This window comes from Pseudomonas sp. LAMO17WK12:I1, assembly GCF_900177315.1.
In the GTDB taxonomy this organism is placed as follows: domain Bacteria; phylum Pseudomonadota; class Gammaproteobacteria; order Pseudomonadales; family Pseudomonadaceae; genus Aquipseudomonas; species Aquipseudomonas marginalis.
On the sequence record NZ_FWZV01000008.1, the window covers coordinates 22,861 to 48,289 of the forward strand.

At 59.1% G+C, this 25,429-nt stretch carries 19 protein-coding genes and 2 tRNA genes; 10 read left to right on the plus strand and 11 right to left on the minus strand.

Annotated features, from left to right (window positions below; all coding sequences use genetic code 11):
- Positions 1-11: 11 nt before the first annotated feature.
- The 10 genes from B9N88_RS16400 to B9N88_RS16445 all read left to right on the plus strand — a co-directional run bounded on the left by B9N88_RS16400 (position 12) and on the right by B9N88_RS16445 (position 14,834).
- Complete coding sequence (locus B9N88_RS16400; protein ID WP_027605382.1) at positions 12-1,451, plus strand: sigma-54-dependent transcriptional regulator; 1,440 nt, start codon at positions 12-14, stop codon at positions 1,449-1,451.
- A 696-nt stretch (positions 1,452-2,147) separates the two neighbouring features.
- On the plus strand, positions 2,148-3,551 hold the full coding sequence (locus B9N88_RS16405; protein WP_027605381.1) for a polynucleotide adenylyltransferase PcnB: 1,404 nt from the start codon (positions 2,148-2,150) through the stop codon (positions 3,549-3,551).
- A gap of 2 nt (positions 3,552-3,553) precedes the next feature.
- Positions 3,554-4,051, plus strand: a complete 498-nt coding sequence (folK, locus tag B9N88_RS16410; protein WP_027605380.1) for a 2-amino-4-hydroxy-6-hydroxymethyldihydropteridine diphosphokinase — start codon at positions 3,554-3,556, stop codon at positions 4,049-4,051.
- A 213-nt stretch (positions 4,052-4,264) separates the two neighbouring features.
- Positions 4,265-5,065, plus strand: coding sequence for a 3-methyl-2-oxobutanoate hydroxymethyltransferase (gene panB, locus B9N88_RS16415; protein ID WP_027605379.1), 801 nt, complete (start codon positions 4,265-4,267; stop codon positions 5,063-5,065).
- Positions 5,062-5,913 carry a pantoate--beta-alanine ligase gene (panC, locus tag B9N88_RS16420; RefSeq protein ID WP_027605378.1) on the plus strand — a complete coding sequence of 284 codons (852 nt, stop codon included), beginning with the start codon at positions 5,062-5,064 and terminating at the stop codon, positions 5,911-5,913. The genes panB and panC overlap by 4 nt, the downstream gene beginning before the upstream one ends.
- A 223-nt stretch (positions 5,914-6,136) precedes the next feature.
- Positions 6,137-7,801 (plus strand): glucose-6-phosphate isomerase, encoded by a 1,665-nt coding sequence (gene pgi, locus B9N88_RS16425; protein WP_027605377.1) that lies wholly within the window; start codon positions 6,137-6,139, stop codon positions 7,799-7,801.
- 105 nt (positions 7,802-7,906) lie between these two features.
- A complete protein-coding gene (gene acs / locus B9N88_RS16430) occupies positions 7,907-9,844 on the plus strand; it encodes an acetate--CoA ligase (RefSeq protein WP_027605376.1) in 1,938 nt (645 codons plus the stop codon).
- A 15-nt stretch (positions 9,845-9,859) separates the two neighbouring features.
- Positions 9,860-10,729 carry an oxygenase MpaB family protein gene (locus B9N88_RS16435; RefSeq protein WP_027605375.1) on the plus strand — a complete coding sequence of 290 codons (870 nt, stop codon included), beginning with the start codon at positions 9,860-9,862 and terminating at the stop codon, positions 10,727-10,729.
- A 67-nt stretch (positions 10,730-10,796) separates the two neighbouring features.
- Positions 10,797-11,813 carry a class I SAM-dependent rRNA methyltransferase gene (locus B9N88_RS16440; RefSeq protein WP_027605374.1) on the plus strand — a complete coding sequence of 339 codons (1,017 nt, stop codon included), beginning with the start codon at positions 10,797-10,799 and terminating at the stop codon, positions 11,811-11,813.
- Positions 11,814-11,900: 87 nt separating this feature from the next.
- On the plus strand, positions 11,901-14,834 hold the full coding sequence (locus B9N88_RS16445; protein ID WP_027605373.1) for a DUF748 domain-containing protein: 2,934 nt from the start codon (positions 11,901-11,903) through the stop codon (positions 14,832-14,834).
- Positions 14,835-15,003: 169 nt separating this feature from the next.
- Here B9N88_RS16445 and B9N88_RS16450 read toward each other — a convergent pair whose 3' ends face one another.
- From B9N88_RS16450 to secG, 11 genes are all read right to left on the minus strand, one after another.
- Complete coding sequence (locus B9N88_RS16450; RefSeq protein WP_027605372.1) at positions 15,004-15,624, minus strand: BON domain-containing protein; 621 nt, start codon at positions 15,622-15,624, stop codon at positions 15,004-15,006.
- Positions 15,625-15,917: 293 nt separating this feature from the next.
- Positions 15,918-18,023 (minus strand): polyribonucleotide nucleotidyltransferase, encoded by a 2,106-nt coding sequence (gene pnp / locus B9N88_RS16455; protein WP_027605371.1) that lies wholly within the window; start codon positions 18,021-18,023, stop codon positions 15,918-15,920.
- 195 nt (positions 18,024-18,218) lie between these two features.
- The gene (gene rpsO / locus B9N88_RS16460) at positions 18,219-18,488 is read right to left on the minus strand and encodes a 30S ribosomal protein S15 (RefSeq protein ID WP_003176135.1); all 270 of its coding nucleotides are present in this window, start codon (positions 18,486-18,488) and stop codon (positions 18,219-18,221) included.
- Between the two features lie 115 nt (positions 18,489-18,603).
- Positions 18,604-19,521, minus strand: coding sequence for a tRNA pseudouridine(55) synthase TruB (truB, locus tag B9N88_RS16465; RefSeq protein WP_027605370.1), 918 nt, complete (start codon positions 19,519-19,521; stop codon positions 18,604-18,606).
- Between the two features lie 3 nt (positions 19,522-19,524).
- Complete coding sequence (rbfA, locus tag B9N88_RS16470; protein ID WP_003176137.1) at positions 19,525-19,920, minus strand: 30S ribosome-binding factor RbfA; 396 nt, start codon at positions 19,918-19,920, stop codon at positions 19,525-19,527.
- Between the two features lie 159 nt (positions 19,921-20,079).
- Positions 20,080-22,605, minus strand: coding sequence for a translation initiation factor IF-2 (gene infB / locus B9N88_RS16475; RefSeq protein WP_027605369.1), 2,526 nt, complete (start codon positions 22,603-22,605; stop codon positions 20,080-20,082).
- 27 nt (positions 22,606-22,632) lie between these two features.
- A complete protein-coding gene (nusA, locus tag B9N88_RS16480; protein WP_003212187.1) occupies positions 22,633-24,114 on the minus strand; it encodes a transcription termination factor NusA in 1,482 nt (493 codons plus the stop codon).
- A gap of 47 nt (positions 24,115-24,161) precedes the next feature.
- A complete protein-coding gene (gene rimP / locus B9N88_RS16485) occupies positions 24,162-24,620 on the minus strand; it encodes a ribosome maturation factor RimP (protein WP_003235029.1) in 459 nt (152 codons plus the stop codon).
- Between the two features lie 140 nt (positions 24,621-24,760).
- Positions 24,761-24,837, minus strand: a tRNA-Met gene (locus tag B9N88_RS16490).
- A 96-nt stretch (positions 24,838-24,933) separates the two neighbouring features.
- Positions 24,934-25,019: transfer RNA gene (locus tag B9N88_RS16495), tRNA-Leu, on the minus strand.
- A gap of 22 nt (positions 25,020-25,041) precedes the next feature.
- A complete protein-coding gene (secG, locus tag B9N88_RS16500; RefSeq protein ID WP_010206600.1) occupies positions 25,042-25,425 on the minus strand; it encodes a preprotein translocase subunit SecG in 384 nt (127 codons plus the stop codon).
- Positions 25,426-25,429: the final 4 nt, after the last annotated feature.

Sequence of the window (25,429 nt, forward strand, 5' to 3'; positions counted from 1 at the left end):
GAATTGAATCAATGCCGCACATTTTGATCGTCGAAGACGAAACCATTATCCGCTCTGCCTTGCGTCGCCTGCTTGAACGTAATCAGTACCAGGTCAGCGAAGCCGGCTCGGTGCAGGAAGCACAAGAGCGTTTCAGCATCCCCACGTTCGACCTGATTGTCAGCGACCTGCGTCTGCCCGGAGCGCCGGGCACCGAGCTGATCAAGCTTGGCCAGGGCACTCCGGTGCTGATCATGACCAGCTACGCCAGCCTGCGCTCGGCGGTTGATTCCATGAAGATGGGTGCGGTGGACTACATCGCCAAGCCGTTTGACCACGATGAAATGCTCCAGGCCGTGGCCCGCATCCTGCGTGACCGCCAGTCAGCCAGCAGCGCGCCTGCCGAACAGCGCCCCGCCGGCAAGGCGACCAACGGCGCCGACAAGCCGGGGGTCGACAACAGTAACGGCGAGATCGGCATCATTGGCTCCTGCCCGCCGATGCAGGACCTGTACAGCAAGATCCGTAAGGTCGCGCCCACCGACTCCAATGTATTGATCCAGGGCGAGTCGGGCACCGGTAAAGAACTGGTGGCCCGCGCCCTGCACAACCTGTCCAAACGCGCCAAGGCGCCGATGATTTCGGTGAACTGTGCGGCGATCCCCGAATCCCTGATCGAGTCCGAACTGTTCGGCCACGAGAAAGGCGCGTTTACCGGCGCCAGCGCTGGGCGTGCGGGCCTGGTGGAAGCGGCGGACGGCGGTACGCTGTTCCTTGATGAAATCGGTGAGTTGCCGCTGGAGGCCCAGGCGCGACTGCTGCGTGTGCTGCAGGAAGGTGAGATTCGACGTGTAGGCTCGGTGCAATCGCAGAAGGTTGACGTACGCCTGATCGCGGCCACCCACCGCGACCTGAAGAGCCTGGCCAAGATCGGTCAGTTCCGTGAAGACTTGTATTACCGCCTGCACGTGATCGCGCTCAAATTGCCGGCCCTGCGTGAGCGCGGCGCCGACGTGAATGAGATCGCCAACGCATTCCTGCTGCGCCAGAGTGCGCGTATCAACCGTACCGACCTGACGTTCGCGCCCGACGCCGAGCAGGCGATTCGGCATTACTCGTGGCCGGGTAACGTGCGGGAACTGGAGAATGCGGTCGAGCGTGCGGTGATCCTGTCGGAAAGCCCGGAAATTTCCGCCGAGCTGCTGGGTATCGATATTGAACTCAGTGACTTGGAGGATGACGACTTCATCGGCCTGGTCCCGACACAGGGCGGCGCCAGCAATACCAGCCATGAGCCGACGGAAGATTTGTCACTGGAAGACTATTTCCAGCATTTCGTCCTGGAGCACCAGGACCACATGACCGAGACCGAGTTGGCACGCAAGCTGGGCGTGAGCCGTAAGTGCCTGTGGGAACGCCGCCAGCGCCTGGGCATTCCACGGCGCAAGACCGGGGTGGCCAGCGAAAGCTGAGGGTGCGCCCCCACAGGTAACACCCTCCGATGTGAAAAAACTGTTACCGCGGATATTTCGCGTAACAAAAGCCGGGGCTTACGGTAACGAAGCCCCGGCTTTTTTTCGCCCTTCAAAAACCAAAAACCACCTCAACCCCCCGGTTTTGCTGGGCGACGCAAAAGTTGGCACGCACCCTGCTATATGCTTAGTACAAAAACAATAACAAGCTTTGTACAAGACAATAAAAATAAGACGAATCGACTCACGCATAACAAAAACAACACGGCGGAGGCGCAGCTAACTGATTCTTTTGGAGAGGCGTTGCATTTGGGGCTTGCCCCGCAACCAGGCCGAGAACAACAAAAACTGCCCTAAGGCAGAGCCTGAACTGGTTGGATCGTAGATCAGCAACACAGCGACCAAAGCAATCCGTTTGCTCTTGACTCCCGATTGGGAGTGTCATGAAGGTGAAGCTTCATGGCGAGGGCGATCAACAAAAACAAGAAGCCCGAAATCAATAATAAAAATAGAGCACGCAACTACTTCTGGGGGAGCTTCGGCTCCCCTTGTAGTTTCCGGGATTTGACGATTTAAGGCTTATGGCGCAACGCCGAAGCTTGTTCCTACACCATCCCCTGACTAAATGCTAGAATCCCCGCCCATCATGCGGTCATTCTTCGTTATGGCCGAACATTCCTTCAAACAGTGCATCCCATGCTGAAGAAGTTGTTCCAGTCATTCCGTTCTCCCTTGCGTCGTACGCAACACAAACGCAGCACGCCTGAAGTGCTCAACAGCAGCCAGCATTCGTTGCAGCGCGCTCAATTCAGCCGTTATGCGGTGAATATCGTCGAACGGTTGCAGAACGCCGGTTACCAGGCCTACCTGGTGGGCGGTTGCGTACGCGACATGCTGCTCAATATCACACCTAAGGATTTCGACGTCGCCACCAGTGCCACGCCTGAGCAAGTGCGTGCCGAGTTTCGCAATGCGCGAATCATCGGTCGCCGCTTCAAGCTGGTGCATATCCATTTTGGTCGCGAAATCATCGAGGTCGCGACCTTCCGTGCCGGCCACCCGCAAAACGATGAAGAGGAAGATACCAATCAGTCTTCCCGCAACGAGAGCGGGCGTATCCTGCGCGACAACGTCTACGGCACCCTGGAAGAAGACGCGCAGCGCCGCGACTTCACCATCAATGCCCTCTATTACGATCCGGTCAGCGAACGCATCCTCGATTACGCCAATGGCGTACACGACATCCGCAATAACCTGATCCGCCTGATCGGCGACCCGACGCAGCGCTATCAGGAAGACCCGGTGCGCATGCTGCGGGCCGTGCGCTTCGCCGCCAAGCTCAACTTCGGCATCGAAAAGCACACCGCCGCACCGATACGCGAGCTGGCACCGATGCTGCGGGAAATCCCGTCCGCGCGTCTGTTCGAAGAAGTGCTCAAGCTGTTCCTCTCCGGCTACGCCGCCGACACCTTCGAAATGCTGGTCGACCTGCAGTTGTTCGACCCACTGTTTCCGGCCAGCGCCGAAGCACTGGAGTACAACCCGACTTATACCCACACGCTGATCAGCGAAGCCTTGATCAATACCGACCTGCGCATCAAGCAGAACAAACCGGTCACGCCGGCGTTCCTGTTTGCCGCCCTGTTGTGGCCGGCCCTGCCCAAGCGCGTACTGCGTCTGCAGGAGCGTGGCATGCCGCCGATCCCGGCCATGCAGGAAGCCGCTCACGAGCTGATCGCCGAACAGTGCCAGCGCATTGCTATCCCGAAACGTTTCACGATGCCGATCCGCGAGATCTGGGACATGCAGGAACGCCTGCCGCGCCGCAGCGGCAAGCGAGCCGACCTGCTGCTGGACAACCCGCGCTTCCGTGCCGGCTACGACTTCCTGCTGCTGCGCGAAAGCGCCGGTGAGCAGACCGACGGCCTGGGCGAATGGTGGACCGACTATCAGGATGCCAATGACAGCCAACGCCGCGATATGATTCGCGACCTCGGCAGCAAGGGTGATGGCGAAGGCGCAGGGCCGAAGAAGCGTCGTCGCAGCGGCACCAAGCGCAAACGCAGTGCGGCCGATGCCTCGGGCGCCGCGGGCGAATAAACGTGGAACGCATCTACATCGGCATGGGCAGCAACCTGGCTGCCCCGGATCAACAATTGCGCAGCGCTGTCGAGGCGTTGGCACAATTGCCAGACACTTGCGTCGCCGGCGTTTCCGCCTTTTACCAAAGTGATTCGCTGCTACCGGGCCAACCGCGCTACACCAACGCGGTTGCCGCCCTGGACAGCCGCCTTGCGCCACTTGACCTGCTGGATGCGCTGCAAGCCATCGAAAACGATCAGGGCCGCGAGCGCCTGGAGCGTTGGGGCCCTCGCACCCTTGACCTGGACATTCTGCTGTTTGGCGATCGCCTGATCGACGAACCGCGCCTGAAGGTGCCCCATTACCAGATGCACCTGCGTGCGTTTGTGTTGTACCCATTGGCCGAACTGGCGCCTGCCGCATTGCAATTGCCGGATGGAAAGCGCCTCAGTGCCCTGCTTGAAGCCTGCCCGTTTGTCGGCCTGGAACGGCTCCCCGTTGCTGAATCGCGTCAGTAACAGCGGTAACACCGCCATCGTAACAATGCGGTAACACATCCAATTGACTTCCCGTGTCCTCCTCACGACTATAGGCGTCCCGCTGCCGCCAACCCGGCGCTGAAGGGCGCAATCCAGGCCTTATAAGCACTGCTCTCAAGACGGTGCGCCTGAATAACGAAGACTCACGCGCGTAACTCGCTGTTTCCAAGCGCCTGAACGAGGACCCTTTTCATGCCAGACATTACCCTGACCACCTTGCAGAGCCTCAAGCTCAAAGGTGAAAAAATCACCATGCTGACCTGCTATGACGCCACCTTCGCCCACGCCTGCTGCCAGGCCGGGGTTGAAGTGTTACTGGTAGGCGACTCCCTGGGCATGGTCCTTCAAGGGAATGACAGCACCCTGCCCGTCACCACCGATGAACTGGCCTACCACACCTCCAGCGTCAAGCGCGGCAACGACGGCGCATTCATCATCGCCGACCTGCCGTTCATGGACTACGCCACCGTCGAACAGACCTTCCTGAACGCCGGCAAACTGATGCGTGCCGGTGCACACATGATCAAGGTGGAGGGCGCCGTGTGGCTCGCCGAGTCGATTCGCCTGCTGGCTGAGCGCGGCGTGCCGGTCTGTGCACATATGGGCCTGACGCCACAGTCCGTGAACATCCTCGGCGGCTACAAGGTCCAAGGCCGCAACGAAGCCCAGGCGCGCCAGATGCGTGCCGATGCCATCGCCCTGGAGCAGGCGGGCGTTGCGATGATCCTGCTCGAATGCGTGCCCAGCGAACTCGCAGCAGAAATCACCCAGGCCGTTAAAGTGCCGGTGATCGGTATTGGCGCGGGCTCGGCCACCGACGGCCAGGTGCTGGTGCTGCACGACATGCTCGGCCTGTCGATTACCGGCCGCGTGCCGAAGTTCGTGAAGAACTTCATGACCGGCCAGGACAGCATCCACGCGGCATTGAGTGCTTACGTCGCCGAAGTCAAAGGCGTGACCTTCCCGGGCGCCGAACACGGATTCTCTGCATGAACACCGTAAAAACCGTACGTGAACTCAGAGCCGCCGTCGCCCACGCCCGCAAGGCCGGCAAACGCATCGGCTTCGTGCCCACCATGGGTAACCTGCACAGCGGCCATGCCAGCCTGGTCAGCAAGGCTGTGCAGCAGGCGGACTTTGTCGTGGCGAGTATTTTCGTCAACCCGCTGCAATTCGGCGCCGGCGAAGACCTGGACAAGTACCCTCGCACCCTGGCCGCCGATCAGGAAAAGCTTCTGCAGGCCGGCTGCAACCTGCTGTTCGCGCCGACCGTCGAGGAGATGTACCCCGGCGGCATGACCGGCCAGACCCGCGTCAGCGTCCCGCAATTGTCCGAAGGCTTGTGCGGCGCCAGCCGTCCCGGGCATTTCGAAGGCGTGGCGACCGTGGTCAGCAAACTGTTCAACATGGTCCAGCCGGACATGGCTGTATTTGGCCAGAAGGACTACCAGCAACTGGCCGTGATTCGCGCCATGGTCCATGACCTGAACATGCCGATCCAGATTATCGGCGAGCCCACCGTACGCGCCGATGATGGCCTGGCGCTGTCCTCGCGCAACGGTTTTCTCAGCGAAGAACAACGTGCGATCGCGCCGGTGCTGTACCGCAGCCTCAGCCAGATTGCCGCAGCCATCAAAAGCGGTGATCACGACTTCGCCAGGCTGCGTGCCGAACAGGTGCAGCAGATCGAGGCTGCCGGGTTGCGCCTGGATTACCTCGAAGTGCGCCAGGGCGTGCACCTGCGGGCCGCTACGGCGGAGGATCGGGATATTGTGATTCTGGTGGCGGCCTTTCTAGGCACGACCCGCCTGATCGACAACCTGCATCTGACCCTCGACTGACCTCTCTGAACACCCCGCCGATTGCCCTGATCGCTGTGCCGGTATAAAAAAGTACCGGCCACAGCGCAGACAAAGCCAAGACATATCGACACGCTAGGTTTAATGTAATCGCCCTGCGCTATGGTTAGCGCTGTCTGGAACCCAATCCTTGAGATAAGACTGGATGTTCCGGGCTTTGAAGTGTCCTAAAGGCAGTCCCCGTAATAAAAGGAAACCCGCAGCGATGGCGTACTACCGCACCCCTCATGACGTTACCGCTCTGCCCGCCTGGCAAGCGCTCAATCAACATCGCCAAGCCATGCAGGATTTCAGCATGCGCGAAGCGTTCAATGCCGATCCCCAGCGCTTTTCCCAGTTCACCTTGAGCAGCTGCGGACTTTTCCTCGATTACTCGAAAAACCTGATCACCGGCGAAACCCGCGACCTGCTGGTGGGCCTTGCCAACGAAGTGGGCCTTAAAGACGCAATCAACTCGCTGTATGCGGGCGAGCCGGTCAACTCCTCCGAAGGCCGCCCTGCCCTGCACACCGCCCTGCGCCGCCCGGTGGGCGACAAGCTGTCGGTCAACGGCGTGAACATCATGCCGGACGTGCATAAGGTGCTGAACCAGATCACCGACCTGGTCGGCCGCATCCACGACGGCCTGTGGCGTGGCTACACCGAGAAGCCAATCACCGACGTGGTGAACATCGGCATCGGCGGCTCGTTCCTCGGCCCGGAGCTGGTCTCTGAAGCGCTGTTGTCCTACGCCCACAAAGGCGTGCGCTGCCACTACCTGGCGAACATCGATGGCAGCGAATTCCATGAGCTGACCATGAAGCTGCGCGCCGAGACCACGCTGTTTATCGTCTCGTCGAAATCCTTCAACACCCTGGAAACCCTGAAAAACGCCCAGGCCGCCCGCGCCTGGTACCTGGCCCAGGGTGGCTCGGAAGCCGAGCTGTACCGCCACTTTATCGCCGTGTCGAGCAACAACGCGGCCGCCGTGGCCTTCGGTATCCGCGAAGAAAACATCTTCCCGATGTGGGACTGGGTGGGCGGCCGTTATTCGTTGTGGTCGGCCATCGGCCTGCCAATCGCCCTGGCCATCGGCATGTCCAACTTCAAGGAACTGCTGTCCGGTGCCTACACCATGGACCAGCATTTCCAGAACGCACCGTTCGAACAGAACATGCCGGTGCTGCTGGGCCTGCTGGGCGTGTGGTACGGCAACTTCTGGGGTGCGCAGAGCCATGCGATCCTGCCATACGACCACTACCTGCGTAACATCACCAAGCACTTGCAGCAGCTGGACATGGAATCCAACGGCAAGAGCGTGCGCCAGGACGGCAAACCAGTGTCCACCGACACAGGCCCGGTGATCTGGGGCGGCGTCGGCTGCAACGGCCAACATGCTTATCACCAATTGCTGCACCAGGGCACCCAACTGATCCCGGCCGACTTCATCGTGCCGATCGTCAGCTTCAACCCGGTGTCCGACCACCATCAATGGCTTTACGCCAACTGCCTGTCCCAAAGCCAGGCCCTGATGCTCGGCAAGACCCGCAGCGAAGCCGAAGCCGAGCTGCGCGACAAGGGCATCCCGGAAGACGACGTGCAGAAGCTGGCACCGCACAAGGTGATCCCGGGCAACCGTCCGAGCAACACGCTCGTGGTTGAACGCATCAGCCCGCGTCGCCTGGGCGCCCTGGTTGCGATGTATGAACATAAAGTGTTCGTGCAAAGCGTGATCTGGGGCATCAACGCCTTCGACCAATGGGGCGTGGAGCTGGGCAAGGAGCTGGGCAAGGGCGTATACAATCGCCTCACCGGCGCCGAAGAAACCTTGGCCGAAGACGCGTCGACCCAGGGCCTGATCAACTACTTCCGCGGCCGTCACCGCGGCTGATGCAGGCAACGCAAGGCCAACGTCCGTTTGGACGTTGGCCTTGAACCCTCTCCATACAGGGTGCATCTTTATGACTTGTCGCAAAAACAAGAATAAGGATCGCTCATGTTCGATATCAGCACGTTTCCCATCGCCGATGCCGTCCGCCGGGCTGCGCAACTCAGTCAAGAGGACTACCAGCGCCTCTATCGCCAATCCATCGAACAGCCGGACACGTTCTGGGCCGAACAGGCCAAGGCCTTTCTCGGCTGGATAACACCGTGGCACACCGTCCAGCAGTCAGACATCCAGACCGGTGCCGCCCAGTGGTTTGCCGGTGGCCAGTTGAACGTCAGCTACAACTGCATCGACCGTCACCTGGCGCAACGCGCCGATCAGCCGGCCTTCATCTGGGAAGGTGACGATCCCACAAAATCCTCAAAAATCACCTACCGCCAACTGCACCAAAACGTCTGCCGCCTGGCCAATGTGCTGAAAAGCCGTGGCGTGAAAAAAGGCGACCGGGTGTGTATCTACATGCCGATGATCCCGGAAGCGGCCTACGCCATGCTGGCTTGCACACGGATTGGCGCGGTGCACTCGGTGGTATTTGGCGGGTTCTCACCGGACGCCCTGCGCGACCGCATCCTGGACGCCGACTGCCGCACCGTGATCACAGCCGATGAAGGCGTGCGCGGTGGTAAGCCGGTGGCGTTGAAACAGAATGTCGACAAGGCCCTGGCCAGTTGCCCCGACGTCAGCACGGTGCTGGTGGTACAACGCACCGGCGCCCCGGTGAGCTGGAGCGAAGGCCGCGACCTCAAGTATCAACAGGCCTTGGATGCAGCGAGCGACCATTGCCCTCCAGAACCGATGGACGCCGAAGCCCCGCTGTTTATCCTCTACACCTCCGGCAGCACCGGCAAACCCAAGGGCGTGCTGCACACCACGGGCGGCTACCTGCTCCAGGCGGCAATGACCTTCAAGTACGTACTCGATTACCGCGACGGTGAGGTGTTCTGGTGCACCGCCGACGTGGGTTGGGTCACCGGCCATAGTTACATCGTGTACGGGCCGCTGGCCAATGGCGCGACCTCGCTGATGTTCGAAGGTGTGCCGAGCTACCCGGACAGTTCGCGCTTCTGGCAGGTCATCGATAAACACCAGGTGAATATCTTCTATACCGCCCCCACCGCCTTGCGCGCGTTGATGCGCGAGGGTCACGCCCCGCTGCAGACGACCTCCCGCGCCAGCCTGCGCCTGCTGGGCAGCGTGGGCGAACCGATCAACCCGGAAGCCTGGGACTGGTACTTCAACGCGGTGGGCGAACAGCGTTGCCCCATTGTCGATACCTGGTGGCAGACCGAGACCGGCGGCATCATGCTCAGCCCGCTGGTCAGCGCCCAGCGGATCAAACCGGGTTGCGCCACCCAGCCGATGTTTGGCGTGCAGCCCGTGCTGCTGGATGAACAAGGCAAGGTCATCAGCGGTGCCGGCAGCGGCGTACTGGCGATCAAGGCCAGTTGGCCGGGGCAGATTCGCAGCGTCTACGGCGACCCGCAGCGCATGGTCGACACCTATTTCAAACCCTACCCCGGTTACTATTTCACCGGTGACGGCGCGCGCCGCGATGAGGACGGTGACTACTGGATCACCGGGCGTATCGACGATGTGATCAACGTATCCGGCCACCGTATCGGCACCGCCGAGGTAGAAAGTGCGTTGGTACTGCATGACCAGGTGGCCGAGGCTGCCGTGGTGGGCTACCCCCACGATGTCAAAGGCCAGGGCATCTACGCCTTTGTCACCCCCATGAATGGCGTCGAACCCAGCGAGGCGCTGAAAAAACACCTGCTGGAACTGGTCAGCAAGGAAATCGGCAGCTTTGCCAAGCCGGAACTGATCCAATGGGCACCGGCCTTGCCGAAAACCCGATCCGGCAAGATCATGCGCCGGATTTTGCGCAAGATCGCCTGCAATGAACTGGACAGCCTGGGTGACACCTCGACCCTGGCCGACCCCAGCGTCGTCGACGGCCTGATCGACAAACGCCTGAACCGCTAGGAAACCCGAGTCGCCATGGAATTTATCCGCAGCCGTATCGAAACCCAGTTGATGAGCCTCACCGGCTTGTCACTGGGCCAACTGGATCTGGAAAACCCCAAGGGCGATCCGGGCCTGTTCGGGCCGGACTCGGTCAGTTGGCAAGTCCATGGTGACTTCAGCAGCATGCTTATCGGCGGCATCAGCGCCTTGATGCTGCAAGCCTTGCACCCATTGGCCCTGGCCGGCGTGTGGGACCATTCGAATTTTCGCCAGGACATGCTTGGGCGCCTGCGCCGTACCTCGCAGTTTATTTCCGGTACCACGTTCGGCGCGCGCAAAGACGCCGACTGGCTGATCGAAAAAGTGCGCACCATTCACCTGCAGGTGGTGGGCCATGCCCCGGACGGGAGGCCTTACGCGGCCAGCGATCCAGCGCTGCTGACCTGGGTGCATGTGGCGGAGGTGAGCAACTTTCTTGCTGCCCACTTGCGCTATCGCAACCCGCACCTCTGCGGCCGTGATCAGGACCGTTACTACAACGAGATCGCCGTCGTCGCAGAACGGCTCGGCGCGCAGGATGTGCCGCATTCACGCCAGGAAATTTCCGATTACCTTGAGAGCATCCGCCCGCAATTGCTGTGCGACGAGCGCAGCCGCGAAGTGCTGCGCCTGTTGCTGAACGCGCCCTCCCCCAGCCTGTTGGCCAAGCCTTTTGGTGCCTTGATGATGCAAGCCGGGATCGACCTGCTGCCGGACTGGGCCAGCACCCTGCTCGATCAGCACCAGAGCCCCCTGCAACGCCAGATGATCCGCGCCGGGGTCAAGCGCAGCGCACCGTTGTTGCGCTGGGCGATGCGCAATGGTTCGGTGCAGCGTGCACACCGGCGGATGGGGTTGATGTAGGCGACGCGCCATAGCTGCTAAACTCCGCGCCCTCATTGCCCCCATTTACCTAAGCAAGGCGCGCTCCATGTCTCCCTTGAATCAGGCGCTGCGCGCCGCCCTCGATCATCGCCAGGATCTGATCAGCGAACTGCACGCCCAGGGCACCGACTGCTATCGGCTGTTCCATGGCAGCCAGGAAGGCGCCGGCGGCCTGACCATCGACCGCTATGGCCCGCAGTTACTGGTGCAAAGCTTCCATCAGTCGTTGGAAACCGCCGACCTGCTGGAGCTGCACCAACTGATCAACCAGTACATGGGCCTGGAGTTGCTGCTGGTCTACAACGACCGCTCCCGCGGCAACTCGCGGGTCGATCGCGAAGATTCGGTATACCGCGCCGAACCTGCCGCGCTGGAAGACCTGGTCGGCCACGAATGGGGCCTCAATTACCGTGTCCGTGGGCGCCACGCCGGCCAGGACCCACTGCTGTTCCTCGACCTGCGCAATACCCGCGGCTGGGTCAAGGACCACAGCGCCGGCAAAAGCGTACTGAACCTGTTTGCCTACACCTGTGGGGTGGGCCTGAGCGCCGCTGCCGGTGGTGCGCGCGAGGTATGCAACCTGGACTTCGCCGAGGGCAACCTGGCGGTGGGAGGTGAAAACGGCCAGCTGAATCCACAGCTTCCCACCATGGAGTTCGTGCAATCGGACTACTTCCCGGCGATTCGCCAACTGGCCGGGCTGCCGATCACCCAGCGTCGCGGGCAGAAACTGCCGAGCTATCCGCGCCTCGAGCAGCGTCAATATGACCTGGTGTTGCTCGACCCGCCGGCCTGGGCCAAGAGTGCCTTCGGTACCGTCGACCTGTTGCGTGACTACCAGAGCCTGCTCAAGCCGGCACTGCTCGCTACAGCAGACAATGGCGTGCTGATCTGCTGTAACAACCTGGCAAAAGTCAGCATGGAGAATTGGCGTGAACAGGTGCTGCGTTGTGCGCAAAAGGCTGGGCGTCCGGTGCGGGACTGGAAAATCATGACACCCGGCGCGGACTTTCCCTCACAAGATCAACAGCCACCGCTGAAGACTCTGATACTTCAACTGTAAGCAGCATCCTAAAGGCCCGGTTCTTCGGAACCGAAATCCCGTGCCATACTCCAAGGCACTCCTGTTTGACATAGATGGCGCCGCCCCATGCCCAAAGGATTGATTCGCGCCACTGGCGCCTTGTTGACTGCCCTCGCGTTGTACAGCTTGCTGGGCTTTCTGATTTTGCCTGGCATCGCCCTTCGTATTGCCAACCAACAGTTAGCCAATTACGCCACGGTGCCGGCACGCATCGAGCGGATCGAACTTAACCCGTTCAGCCTGGAAGTCACGGTATGGGGCTTGAAGATTGGCGAACCCGGTAAGGAACAGGTAGGTTTCGAACGGCTTTACGCCAACCTGCAGGCCGATAGCCTGTGGACCCGCGCCCTGCACCTGGCGGATGTGCAACTGGACAAGCCCAGGACCGAGTTGTTGTTCGACAAATCAGGCCAGCTGAATCTGGCGCAGTTGTTCAAGCTGCCACCGAGCGAGCCGACCCCGGCAGACCCTGACGCCAAACCGTTCCCGCTGCGTGTCGACAGTATCAAGCTGGCTGGCGGTTATTTGCATTTCCAAGACCTGCGCCCCAGCGAACCCATCGAATTCCTCTACGATACCCTCGACTTCGAGCTGAAGAACCTCAGCACCCTGCCGGAAGACAATGCGGACATGACCTTGGTCGCCGCCGGCCCTGAAGGCGGACAGATCGACTGGAAAGGCAACTTCAGCCTGGTGCCGATCACGTCCGAAGGTACGCTCAAAGTCACCGGCGGCAAGATGAAAGCCTGGTGGCCGTATGTGCGTGACGCCTTACCCCTGGTACTTGAAGACGGCGTGCTCAACTTCAGTACCGAATACAGGTTCAGTCTGGCCAAAGAAACCGAGCTGAACCTGACCAATACCGCCGCCAGCATCGCACCGTTCGCCATCAAGGCCCCGGATGGCCGGCCGTTGGTGCGCCTGGAGCGTTTGGACGTCAGTGAGACCACGGTGGACCTGGCCAAACAGCAGGTGGTGGTGGGCAAGATCCGCAGCAATAAACTCGAGACCTGGGCGGCTCGTGAAGCGGATGGGCAACTGGACTGGCAAAAACTGTTCGCCGGCCAGCCAGGCAAACCGGCCAAGGCGCCGGAGCCTGCGACTGCACCCGCCACGGCCGACTCGCCAAAGCCTGCGCCCGTCGCCCCAAGCAAGCCCTGGCAAGTGCTGCTCAAGGATGTACAGCTGCGCAACTACCAGGTGCACTTGGCCGACCGCCAGGCCAAACCTGCGGTGGCGCTGGAGCTCGGCCCGTTGAACGTCGACGTGCAGAACTTCGACAGCCTCAACCAGAGCCCCTTCACCCTGAAGGTCGACACCGGCCTGGGCAAGCAGGGCAAGATCCAGGCAACCGGCACGGTCAACCTCAACCCGGTCAGCGCCAAGTTGAAGGTCAATACCAAGGACATCGACCTGCGGGTCGCCCAGTCCTATATCAGCCCGTTTATCCGCCTGGAACTGCGCAGTGGCATGCTTGGCAGCGACCTCGACGTGAACCTGAAAAGCACCGATCCCCTGGCGCTGCAGATCACCGGCCGCGCGCAGGTTGACCAATTGCATACCCTCGACACCCTCAAGACCCGCGACTTCCTCAAATGGCAGCGCCTGGTGCTCGAAGGCGTGAACTACCAACACGGCGACAGCCTGTCGATCGACAAGGTCAACCTGCTGCAGCCCTATGCGCGGTTCATGATCAACGATGACCGCACCACCAACGTCGACGACCTGCTGATCCCGCAGCCGGCCGACAGTGGCGCCAAATCGTCAGCCAAACCTGCCGCGAGCAAAGAAAAATCCCTGGGCATCCATATCGGGCAGATTGCGATCAACGACGGTTCGGCCAACTTCGCCGACTTCAGCCTCACCCCCAACTTCGCCACTGCGATCCAACAGCTCAACGGGCAGATCGGCACCATCGACAGTCACCAGGCCAAACCGGCGAGCGTTGACATCAAGGGCAAGGTCGACCGTTATGCACCGGTGACCATCAAAGGCAGCGTGAACCCGTTTGACCCGATGGCGGCGCTGGACATCGCCACCAGCTTCAAACGTGTCGAGCTGACCACCCTGACGCCTTACTCGGGCAAGTTCGCCGGTTTCCGCATCCGCAAGGGCCGCCTCAACCTTGACCTGCATTACGTGATCACCAAGGGCCAGTTGAAGGCTGAGAACAAAGTGGTGGTCGAGCAATTGCAACTGGGCGAAAAAGTCGACAGCGCCGATGCCGTGGACTTGCCGATTCGTCTGGCAATCGCCTTGCTCAAGGACAGCGACGGCAAGATCTCCATCGAACTGCCCGTATCCGGTGACCTGAATAACCCGCAATTCAGCGTGATGCCCATTGTGTGGCAAACCCTGCGCAATCTGGTGGTGCGAGCGGCCACTGCGCCGTTCAAGTTTATTGGCGGATTGGTCACCGGAGGCGGAGCGGAGGACTTGGGTAGCGTGTCGTTCGCGGCAGGCTCCAGCGAGTTGAACAAAGATGCCGAAGGCGCTCTCAACACCTTGGCCAAAGCCTTGAAAGAACGCCCTGCCCTACGCCTGGAAATCGAAGGCACGGCCGCAGCCAGCAGCGACGGCCCATTCCTGGCGGCCCAGCGACTGGAGCGGGAATACCAATACAACTACTACAAAATGCTGCAGCGCCGTGGCGAGAAAGTCCCGGCCCAGGCGTCCTTGCTGGAAGTCCCTGAGAGCGAAAAAGCCCCCTTGCTCGAAGGTATTTACCGCACCCGCTTGAAACAGCAGCCTCCGGCTGAATGGAAGGACCTGAGCAGCAGTGACCGCACCGCCAGGTTGAAAGAGGGCGTGATCAAGTTCTGGAGTGGCAGTGACGTGCTGCTGCGCCAGTTGGGCCAGGACCGTGCGAGCACGATCAAGGACTACCTAGTGGATAAAGCCCAGCTGGAGGACGACCGGGTCTACTTCATTGACGCGCAACTGGGCCAGGCAGAAAAAGACGGTCGAGTGATAACGCCGATGCACTTGGACGCCGAGTAGGCGCCGCTGGCGCATTACTTTCCCGCCCCAATAGAACAGGCCCCGACACAGAAGTGCCGGGGCCTGTAATGACCACATCCGTGTGGTCGGTCGCATGAAACTTAGAGGTGCATTGAGTGGATATCTAACTCACGCGCCGCCGCCGCTAGTTCAGACGAATTCTTGAGCGTTACTCTGCTTTCAGGCCATCGGCCGATACAGCTTTAACGCCTTTGATTTTCTTGGTGATGTTCACCGCGGTCGTTTTCTGTGCCTCGGTCACAGCGACCGAAGAGGACAGGGAAACTACACCCTTGTTGGTTTCGACTTTGATGTCGGTGCCAGGAATGCCTTTCTCGGTGACCAGGTCAGCTTTGACTTTAGTGGTGATCCAGGTATCAGAGGTTGCGCCTTTGGCGTCAGCCGCTGCACCTTTGGTTTTGTCGATGTTGTCTGCCTTGGTAGCGCCGCCAGCCAACAGGCCGTCAGCCGAAACTGCGGTTACACCTTTGATTTTCTTGGTGATCGCTACGGCAGTTTCTTTCTGCGCGTCCGAAATGGCTACGGTCGAAGACAGGGAAACCACACCTTTGTTGGTCTCAACCTTGATGTCCGAACCAGGGATGCCTTTTTCGGTCAGCAGATCGGATTTAACTTTGGTGGTGATCCAAGTATCCGAAACGCTTTCTTTTGCCTTGGTGGCTTCACCGGCCGCCAGGGTCATTGGAGCTTGGGAAGTCTGGGCAAAGGCCACGTTAGCACCCATGGCCAGGGTCAGAGCGGTAGCAGTAGCGAGAGCGAACTTCTTCATACGAGTAACTCCTGTTTTATTAAAAGTCTGCAGTGTGTGAACCTTGATGCTGCAGCGTTAACAGGGTTATTGCAGGCAGTGTGCCAAGTCGCCACAGAAGATTAAATCGTTAAAAATCATATACTTATAAAAACACTCGAATTTCGGAATCGTGCAACTTGCATGAACGCCATCATGCCTGCGTGCAAGTTGCGGCTTTTGCGATTTACTAAGCGTCTGATTTTTCGGCATTTTCCTTCAGGCGTAAAAAAAGGACTCCGAAGAGTCCTTTTTTCAGCGTTAGCCTGGGGTAATTAAACGCCCGAAGCCTTGGCTGCTGCTACGTCCTTGATGGACAGCTTGATACGGCCGCGGTTGTCCACGTCCAGTACCAGCACTTCCACTTCCTGGCCTTCTTTCAGAATGTCGGTCACTTTCTCAACGCGAGCGTCGCTCAGCATGGAGATGTGAACCAGACCATCTTTGCCTGGCAGGATGTTGACGAATGCGCCGAAGTCGACGATGCGCTCAACCTTACCGACGTAGATCTTGCCGATCTCGGCTTCAGCGGTGATGCCGAGGACGCGTTGACGCGCAGCTTCTGCAGCTTCCTTGGTTTCGCCGAAGATCTTGATCGAGCCGTCGTCTTCGATGTCGATCGAAGCCTTGGTCTCTTCACAGATCGCACGAATGGTCGCGCCGCCTTTACCGATAACATCACGGATTTTGTCGGTGTCGATTTTCATCGCGATCATGGTCGGAGCATTTTCCGACAGTTCGGTACGGGACTGACCAATGATCTGGTTCATCTGACCGAGGATGTTCAGGCGCGCTTCCAGGGCTTGGCCCAGGGCGATTTCCATGATCTCTTCGGTGATGCCCTTGATCTTGATGTCCATCTGCAGCGCGGTAACACCTTTGGCGGTACCGGCTACTTTGAAGTCCATATCGCCCAGGTGGTCTTCGTCACCCAGGATGTCGGTCAGGATGGCGAACTTCTCGCCTTCTTTAACCAGGCCCATGGCGATACCGGCAACCGGCGCCTTCATCGGCACACCCGCGTCCATCAGCGCCAGGGAAGCACCGCAGACCGAAGCCATGGAGCTGGAGCCGTTGGACTCGGTGATTTCCGACACCACACGGATGGTGTACGGGAACACGTCAGCAGCAGGCAGCATGGCCTGGACCGAACGACGGGCCAGACGGCCGTGACCGATTTCGCGACGACCAGCACCGCCCATGCGACCACACTCGCCCACCGAGAACGGCGGGAAGTTGTAGTGCAGCATGAAGGGGTCTTTTTTCTCGCCTTCCAGGGTGTCCAGCAGCTGTGCGTCACGGGCAGTACCCAGGGTCGCAACGACCAGTGCCTGGGTTTCACCACGGGTGAACAGTGCCGAACCGTGAGTCTTCGGCAGAACACCGACTTCGATGTTCAGCGGACGAACGGTGCGGGTGTCGCGGCCGTCGATACGTGGCTTGCCGTTAACGATGTTTTCGCGAACGGTGCGGTATTCGATTTCACCAAAGGCTGCTTTGACTTCGCTGGAAGAAGGCTGGCCTTCTTCGCCGGACAGCTTGGCAACAACCTGGTCCTTCAGCTCACCCAGGCGAGCGTAACGGTCGGCCTTGACGGTGATGGTGTAGGCGTCGGAGATCGCAGTGCCGAACTCGGAGCGGATAGCGCCCAGCAGTTCGGTTGCTTCGGCTTGCGGAGCCCAGGCCCAGGTCGGCTTGGCAGCTTCGGCAGCCAGTTCTTTAACAGCGTTGATCACAACCTGGAACTCGTCGTGGGCAAATAGTACTGCGCCCAGCATCTGGTCTTCGGTCAGCTCTTTGGCTTCCGATTCAACCATCAATACGGCTTCCGACGTACCGGCAACGACCATGTCCAGGCTCGATGCTTTCAGTTGCTCGTAAGTCGGGTTCAGCAGGTAACCGGTGCTTTCGTGGAAAGCAACGCGGGCTGCGCCGATCGGGCCATCGAAAGGAATACCGGAGATGGCCAGGGCAGCCGAAGTACCGATCATCGCCGCGACGTCAGGATCGGTTTTCTTGCTGGTGGAAACGACGGTGCAGACAACCTGCACTTCGTTCATGAAGCCTTCTGGGAACAGCGGACGGATCGGACGGTCGATCAGTCGGGAAGTCAGGGTTTCTTTCTCGGAAGGACGGCCTTCGCGCTTGAAGAAACCGCCAGGGATCTTACCGGCAGCGTAAGTCTTTTCCTGGTAGTGAACGGAAAGAGGGAAGAAGCCTTTGCTTGGGTCGGCGTGCTTGGCGCCAACAACGGTCACCAATACGGTAACGTCGTCGTCAACGGTAACCAGCACTGCGCCGGAGGCTTGACGGGCGATACGGCCTGTCTCGAGGGTAACGGTCGACTGACCGAACTGGAATTTTTTGATAACCGGGTTCACGGTGTCCTACCTTCTTTGTGGCTCTTGGGGAACTTGTCTTCTTGCGAAATTCTTGGGCAATGTCGGGAATCGGCCCAACCCTTGTCCAGGGGTAAAACGTGTATCCAGATAAAACTTGAGGCTGGGAGCCTACCATGGGCCAGCGGGAATCCCACTGACACACGGCAGACAACCAACCTCTAGCGCAATCGCTGATTAGCGACGCAGACCCAGGCGACCGATCAGAGCCTGATAACGACCCAGATCCTTGCCTTTCAGGTAGTCCAGCAGCTTACGGCGCTGGTTTACCATGCGGATCAGACCACGACGGGAGTGGTGATCTTTACCGTTGGCCTTGAAGTGACCCTGCAGCTTGTTGATGTTGTGGGTCAGCAGTGCAACTTGCACTTCTGGCGAACCAGTGTCACCAACAGCTTGCTGGTAGTCAGCTACGATTTGTGCTTTTTCTTGAACGTCGAGAGCCATGAGGCAATCCTTTTTTCAGGAAACCACCCAAAGGGCAGTTTCAACAGGCCAGGGACAAATCCCTGTATCTAAAAATGAGTGTTGACCGTGCCTGTTAACAGCCACACTCGTTCGGTCATTCTGACCGAATCAGTCGACGTGGCGCGATGCGCCCGTCTTCGCTCACTTCACCGATACCGATAAAGCGACCGTTATGATCCTGTACCCGCACCATGCCGAACTTCGGGGCATCCGGGGCGCGTACCGGCTGGCCGTTAAGCCAGTAGAACGCGCTGTGTTCCGAAAAGTGCAGTAATGGCCAATCCAGCAAGCCACTGTCCGACGGCATCAGGAAGCGATCAACCGCTTCGTTGCCACCTTCGGCGTGTACCGCCTCCAACTCTTCCAGTGTGACCGTCTGGGCCAGGCTGAAAGGTCCGGCCTGGGTGCGTCGCAGTTCAGCTACATACGCGCCGCAACCGAGCTGCTCACCAATATCTTCCACCAGGGTACGGATATAAGTGCCTTTGCTGCAGTCCACGGCCAAGCGTGCGGTGTCACCTTCACAGGCGAGCAATTCCAAGCGCGCAATAGTAACAGAACGCGGTTCGCGCTCCACTACTTCGCCCGCACGTGCCAGCTTGTAAAGGGGCTGCCCATCACGCTTGAGCGCCGAGTACATCGGCGGTATCTGACTGATTTGCCCACGAAAAGCAGGTAAAGCAGCTTCGATATCAGCACGACCAACGGTCACGTCGCGAACCTGCAAAACATCACCTTCGGCGTCTGCCGTGGTGGTGGTCTTGCCCAGTTGCATCAGGGTTTCGTAACCCTTGTCGGAATCGAGCAGGTATTGCGAGAACTTGGTGGCCTCGCCAAAGCACAACGGCAGTACACCGGTGGCCAGGGGATCGAGGCTGCCGGTGTGTCCGGCCTTCTCGGCATTGAGCAACCAGCGGACCTTCTGCAACGCGGCATTGGAGGTAAAGCCAATCGGCTTGTCGAGCAGAATGATGCCGCTGACGTTGCGACGGATACGTTTGACCTGAGCCACCGCTTACTCCTTGGCGTCTTCAGGTGTGGATGGGTGCTGGCTGTCTTCAGCCACGGCGCGCTCGATCAGTGCCGACAGGTGCGCGCCACGCACAACGCTTTCGTCGTAGTGGAAGTGCAACTGGGGCACGCTGCGCAGCTTCATTTCACGGGCCAACTGCATGCGCAGGAAACCTGCGGCCGAGTTGAGTACCTTGATGCTTTGCGCGATTTCTTCGCTGTTGTCCTGCCCCATCACGGTGATGAAGATCTTCGCGTGACCCACGTCACGGCTCACTTCAACAGCGGTGATGGTGACCAGGCCAACGCGGGGGTCTTTGACTTCGCGACGGATCAGTTGGGCCAGCTCACGCTGCATCTGATCGCCGATACGCTGGGTACGGCTGTATTCTTTTGCCATGTCTTGTTACCTGTTACTGCCACACGGTGAAACCCATGGGGTCTGAAAGCGGCAAACGCCCGGCCTGACAAAAGCCAGACCGGGCGTTGCGTTTAGAGTCCTCACGCTGCGCGGGGCATTTGCATGCCCACACGCGGCGTGGCTCCTGAAGTGCGCGAGTTAGAGGCTGCGAGCAACCTGAACCTTCTCGTAGACTTCGATCTTGTCGCCAGCCTTGACGTCGTTGTAGCTCTTGACGCCGATACCGCATTCCATGCCGGCACGCACTTCGGAAGCGTCATCCTTGAAGCGGCGCAGGGATTCCAGCTCGCCTTCGAAGATAACGATGTCTTCACGCAGTACACGGATTGGACGATTACGGTACACGGTACCTTCGATAACCATGCAGCCGGCGATCGCACCGAATTTCGGCGAGCGGAACACGTCACGTACTTCGGCGACACCCAGGATGTTCTCCCGGACGTCACTGCCAAGCATACCGGTGAGGGCTTTCTTGACGTCTTCGATGATGTCGTAGATGACGTTGTAGTAACGCATGTCCAGGCCTTCCTGCTCGACGATCTTGCGAGCGCCAGCATCGGCACGCACGTTGAAGCCGAACAGTACAGCGTTGGAAGCCAGTGCCAGGTTGGCGTCGGACTCGGTAATACCACCGACACCGCCACCCACAACACGCACTTGCACTTCGTCGTTACCCAGGCCATTCAAGGCGCCGTTCAACGCTTCGAGGGAACCACGAACGTCAGACTTGAGGACGATGTTAAGCGTCTTCTTCTCGGCCTGGCCCATGTTCTCGAAGATGTTTTCCAGCTTGCCGGCATGCGCGCGAGCCAGTTTGACTTCACGGAACTTGCCTTGACGGAACAGAGCCACTTCACGGGCTTTCTTCTCGTCAGACAGCACGCTCATCTCGTCGCCAGCGTCCGGGGTACCGTCCAGGCCGAGGATCTCGACAGGGATGGAAGGACCGGCTTCCTTGATTGGCTTGCCGTTCTCGTCGAGCATGGCACGTACACGGCCATAGTTCGAACCGACCAGTACCATGTCGCCTTGACGCAGGGTACCGTCTTGAACCAGTACGGTTGCAACCGGGCCACGACCCTTGTCGAGACGCGACTCAACCACAACACCACGACCTGGGGCCGATGGGGTTGCTTTCAGTTCAAGTACTTCAGCTTGCAGCAGGACAGCTTCGAGCAGTTCGTCCACGCCAGTACCGACTTTCGCCGAAACCGAAACGAATGGCGTATCACCGCCCCACTCTTCAGACGTCACGCCATGAACCGACAGTTCGCTACGGATGCGATCGAGATCGGCGCCCGGCTTGTCGATCTTGTTCACGGCAACAACCAGAGGAACACCAGCGGCTTTAGCGTGCTGGACAGCTTCAATGGTCTGCGGCATCACGCCGTCGTCCGCTGCAACGACCAGGATCACGATGTCAGTCGCCTTGGCACCACGGGCACGCATTGCGGTAAACGCGGCGTGACCTGGGGTGTCGAGGAAGGTGACCATGCCGCGCTCGGTTTCAACGTGGTACGCACCGATGTGCTGGGTGATACCGCCGGCTTCGCCAGCAGCTACCTTGGCACGACGGATGTAGTCGAGCAGCGAAGTCTTACCATGGTCAACGTGGCCCATTACGGTCACGACTGGCGCACGGGAGAATGTCTCGCCTTCAAACTTCAGGGACTCAGCCAGGGAATCTTCCAGGGCGGTGTCGCTGACCAGGGTCACTTTGTGGCCCAGTTCTTCGGCTACCAGTTGAGCAGTTTCCTGATCAAGCACCTGGTTGATGGTCGCTGGAGTACCCAGTTTGAACATGAACTTGATGATTTCAGCAGCCTTGACCGACATCTGGTTGGCAAGATCGCCAACCGTGATGGTCTCGCCGATCTGCACATCACGCACGACAGGGCCGGTTGGGCTCTGGAAACCGTGGGCGTTGCGTTTCTTCAGCTTGGCCTTGCCGCGACCACCACGACGGAAGCCATCGCTTTCTTCGTCGGTAGTCCGTGGAGCAACGCGTGGAGCAGGCGCTTTCTCTTTGACCGAAGCACGATGCGGAGCGTTTTTGCGCTCGCCATCGCCACCACCACCGCGACGATTGTTATCGTCGGCACGTGGTTTATCCGGACGACGAGGTTCTTCGCGCTTGCGGGCATCGGCAGCAGGTGCTGGTGCAGCGGCAACCGGAGCGGCCTCACGCACAGCGTCTGCAGGAGCGCCAGGCGCGGCTACCGCTTCAGTGGAAGCAGTTTGCGCAGCAGCAGGCTGACGACGCGCTTCTTCTTCGGCGCGACGCTTGGCTTCTTCTTCAGCCTTCTGACGTGCAGCATTTTCTACTGCGCGACGTTCTTCCAGTTCGCGTTTGCGCTCGGCTTCGATTTCTTCCGGGCTGCGCTGTACGAAGACTTTCTTCTTGCGTACTTCAACGCTGATGCTCTTGCTACCCGCAACCCGCAGGGTGCTGGTGGTTTTGCGCTGCAATGTAATCTTGCGCGGTTCTTCCACTTTCGCCTTGTGGCTGCTCTTCAAGTGAGTCAGCAAAGACTGCTTCTCACTATCGCTCACACCTTCATCGGCGGCGGTGTGCGGCAGACCTGCCTCACGCATCTGCTGCAACAGGCGCTCTACCGGTGTTTTGACCTCATCGGCCAGTTGTTTCACCGTGACTTGCGTCATGCACTTCTCTCCTCAGGCCGCGCCTAATTACTCGAACCAATGGGCTCGGGCGGCCATGATCAACTTGCCGGCACGATCATCGTCAATGCCGTCGATGTCGAGCAGATCGTCAATAGACTGCTCGGCCAGGTCTTCGCGGGTAATTACGCCGCGCACCGCCAGTTCCATCGCCAAATCCTTGTCCATACCCTCAAGCGAGAGCAGGTCTTCGGCCGGATGGGCGTCTGCCAGCTTTTCCTCAGTAGCGATGGCTTTAGTCAACAAACGATCCTTGGCCCGAGCGCGAAGCTCGTTGACGGTGTCTTCGTCAAAGCCGTCGATGTTGAGCATTTCTTCCAACGGTACGTAGGCAATCTCTTCCAGGCTGGTGAAGCCTTCATCTACCAGCACCTGCGCCAGGTCTTCGTCGACTTCCAACTCGTCGATGAAGTTGCGCAGGATGTCACCGGTTTCAGCTTGCTGCTTAGCCTGGATGTCCGATTCGGTCATTACGTTCAGGGTCCAGCCGGTCAACTGGCTGGCCAGACGCACGTTCTGACCACCACGACCAATGGCCTGGGCCAGATTGTCTGCGCCAACGGCGATGTCCATTGCATGGGCATCTTCGTCAACGATAATTGCCGCCACTTCAGCCGGCGACATGGCATTGATCACGAACTGCGCCGGGTTATCGTCCCAGAGGACGATGTCCACACGCTCACCACCCAATTCGCCCGACACTGCCTGGACGCGCGAACCGCGCATACCGATGCAAGCGCCTTGCGGGTCGATGCGTTTGTCCTTGGAGCGGACCGCGATCTTGGCACGCGAACCCGGGTCGCGGGACGCAGCCATGACTTCGATCAGGCCTTCGGCAATTTCCGGCACCTCGATACGGAACAACTCAATCAGCATTTCCGGCGCAGTACGCGACAGAATCAACTGAGGGCCACGGTTCTCGGTGCGGATTTCCTTGAGCAGCGCACGCAAACGCACGCCAACACGGAAGGTTTCGCGAGAGATGATGTCTTCGCGGGCCAGCAACGCTTCAGCGTTGTTGCCCAGGTCGACGATCACATTGTCGCGGGTCACTTTTTTCACGGTGCCGGAGATGATTTCCCCCAGGCGCTCGCGATAGGCATCAACGACTTGAGCGCGCTCGGCTTCGCGAACCTTCTGCACGATGACCTGCTTGGCGGTCTGTGCAGCAATGCGGCCGAACTCGATGGACTCGATCTTTTCTTCAACGACATCACCGACCTGGGCGCCTGGGTGCGTTTCAGCAACCTTGCTTGGCCAGGTTTCGATGGCCGGATCATCAAGATCGGCCTCTTCGACGACCGTCCAGCGACGGAAAGTCTCATAGGCACCGGTGTGGCGGTTGATTTCCACACGCAGATCAACTTCGTCTTCAAAACGCTTTTTGGTAGCAGTGGCCAGGGCCAGCTCCAGCGCTTCAAAAATCACGTTTGCCGGTACGCCCTTTTCATTGGATACCGACTCAACAACCAGCAGTACTTCTTTGCTCATCGTACGCCTCGCCTTTCGCAAGCCATTGGATCCGCGGGATCCGCGTCTCAGTCAAAACTGGGAATAATGTTGGCCTTGTCGATCATATCGATCGGCAACAGGAACTCATGGTCTTCTACCTGCACCACGACATCCTGTTCTTCTACACCGCGCAGAAGGCCCTGAAAGTTGCGACGCCCTTCAAACGGGGATCGCAGCTTGATCTTCACTTGTTCACCGGCAAATTTTGCAAACTGATCAATAGTGAACAGTGGGCGTTCCATGCCTGGCGAGGAAACTTCGAGGGTGTACTCAACGGAGATAGGATCTTCAACATCCAGAACACCGCTGATCTGACGGCTGACAATGGCACAATCGTCCACCAGCACGCCGCCCTCTTTATCGATATAAACGCGCAACATTGAGTGGCGACCTTGAGCCGAAAACTCAATACCCCAGCATTCATAGCCTAGGGCCACGACCACCGGGGCCAACAAGGCCTGCAACTCTTCTAGCTTGCTCGACACCTGAACCCCCTCGTGCATGTATGTGCATGCTGTGCAAAATAAAAAAATGGGCGAAACGCCCATCCTTGAAACGCCGTCGAACAGCGGCGTTGAAAGTGTCCAGCTAACAAAAAGCCCCTTAAAAGGGGCTCCGCTAAAACTGGTTGCGGGGGCCGGATTTGAACCGACGACCTTCGGGTTATGAGCCCGACGAGCTACCAGACTGCTCCACCCCGCGACAAAGCTGGGGCGGAAGTATACGACCGATCCCTTACAGGGTCAATGTAACCTTCCACCTACAAGAAAGCCCGCAACAGCGGGCTCTCCTGATAATTGGTACCGAGAAGGGGACTCGAACCCCTACACCCTATGGGCACAACCACCTCAAGGTTGCGTGTCTACCAATTCCACCACCTCGGCAATACAGCGTTTACAACCCTTCTTACTTCTGCTCTTGAGCTGGAGGTACGTCAGTCGCTGGAGTAGCCGACTTTTGCTCTTGAAGCACCGGGACATCATCAGAAGCCGGTTTTGCTTTTGGAACTTCCAACACTGCTGGGTTTGGCAAACCTACCTGAGTCAGCACATGAGCCTTCTCTTTAGCAAAGTAACCCAACCCCAAGCTGGTTATGAAGAAACCGGCGGCAAGTATAGCAGTAAACTTACTAAGAAAGGTAGAGGAACCTTGGCTTCCGAACACAGTATTTGAAGCACCTGCACCGAAAGACGCACCAGCATCCGCACCTTTACCCTGTTGCAACAAAACCAGGGCAACTACGCCCAGGGCAGCCAACAGATGAAAAACGACTACGACTGTTTCCAGCATTTTT

Coding starts and splice junctions, on each gene's coding strand:
- B9N88_RS16400 (WP_027605382.1), top strand. CDS start 12: ATGCCGCACATTTTGATCGTCGAAGACGAAACCATTATCCGCTCTGCC.
- B9N88_RS16405 (WP_027605381.1), top strand. CDS start 2,148: ATGCTGAAGAAGTTGTTCCAGTCATTCCGTTCTCCCTTGCGTCGTACG.
- panB (WP_027605379.1), top strand. CDS start 4,265: ATGCCAGACATTACCCTGACCACCTTGCAGAGCCTCAAGCTCAAAGGT.
- panC (WP_027605378.1), top strand. CDS start 5,062: ATGAACACCGTAAAAACCGTACGTGAACTCAGAGCCGCCGTCGCCCAC.
- pgi (WP_027605377.1), top strand. CDS start 6,137: ATGGCGTACTACCGCACCCCTCATGACGTTACCGCTCTGCCCGCCTGG.
- acs (WP_027605376.1), top strand. CDS start 7,907: ATGTTCGATATCAGCACGTTTCCCATCGCCGATGCCGTCCGCCGGGCT.
- B9N88_RS16435 (WP_027605375.1), top strand. CDS start 9,860: ATGGAATTTATCCGCAGCCGTATCGAAACCCAGTTGATGAGCCTCACC.
- B9N88_RS16440 (WP_027605374.1), top strand. CDS start 10,797: ATGTCTCCCTTGAATCAGGCGCTGCGCGCCGCCCTCGATCATCGCCAG.
- B9N88_RS16445 (WP_027605373.1), top strand. CDS start 11,901: ATGCCCAAAGGATTGATTCGCGCCACTGGCGCCTTGTTGACTGCCCTC.
- B9N88_RS16450 (WP_027605372.1), bottom strand. CDS start 15,624: ATGAAGAAGTTCGCTCTCGCTACTGCTACCGCTCTGACCCTGGCCATG.
- rpsO (WP_003176135.1), bottom strand. CDS start 18,488: ATGGCTCTCGACGTTCAAGAAAAAGCACAAATCGTAGCTGACTACCAG.
- rbfA (WP_003176137.1), bottom strand. CDS start 19,920: ATGGCAAAAGAATACAGCCGTACCCAGCGTATCGGCGATCAGATGCAG.
- infB (WP_027605369.1), bottom strand. CDS start 22,605: ATGACGCAAGTCACGGTGAAACAACTGGCCGATGAGGTCAAAACACCG.
- nusA (WP_003212187.1), bottom strand. CDS start 24,114: ATGAGCAAAGAAGTACTGCTGGTTGTTGAGTCGGTATCCAATGAAAAG.
- secG (WP_010206600.1), bottom strand. CDS start 25,425: ATGCTGGAAACAGTCGTAGTCGTTTTTCATCTGTTGGCTGCCCTGGGC.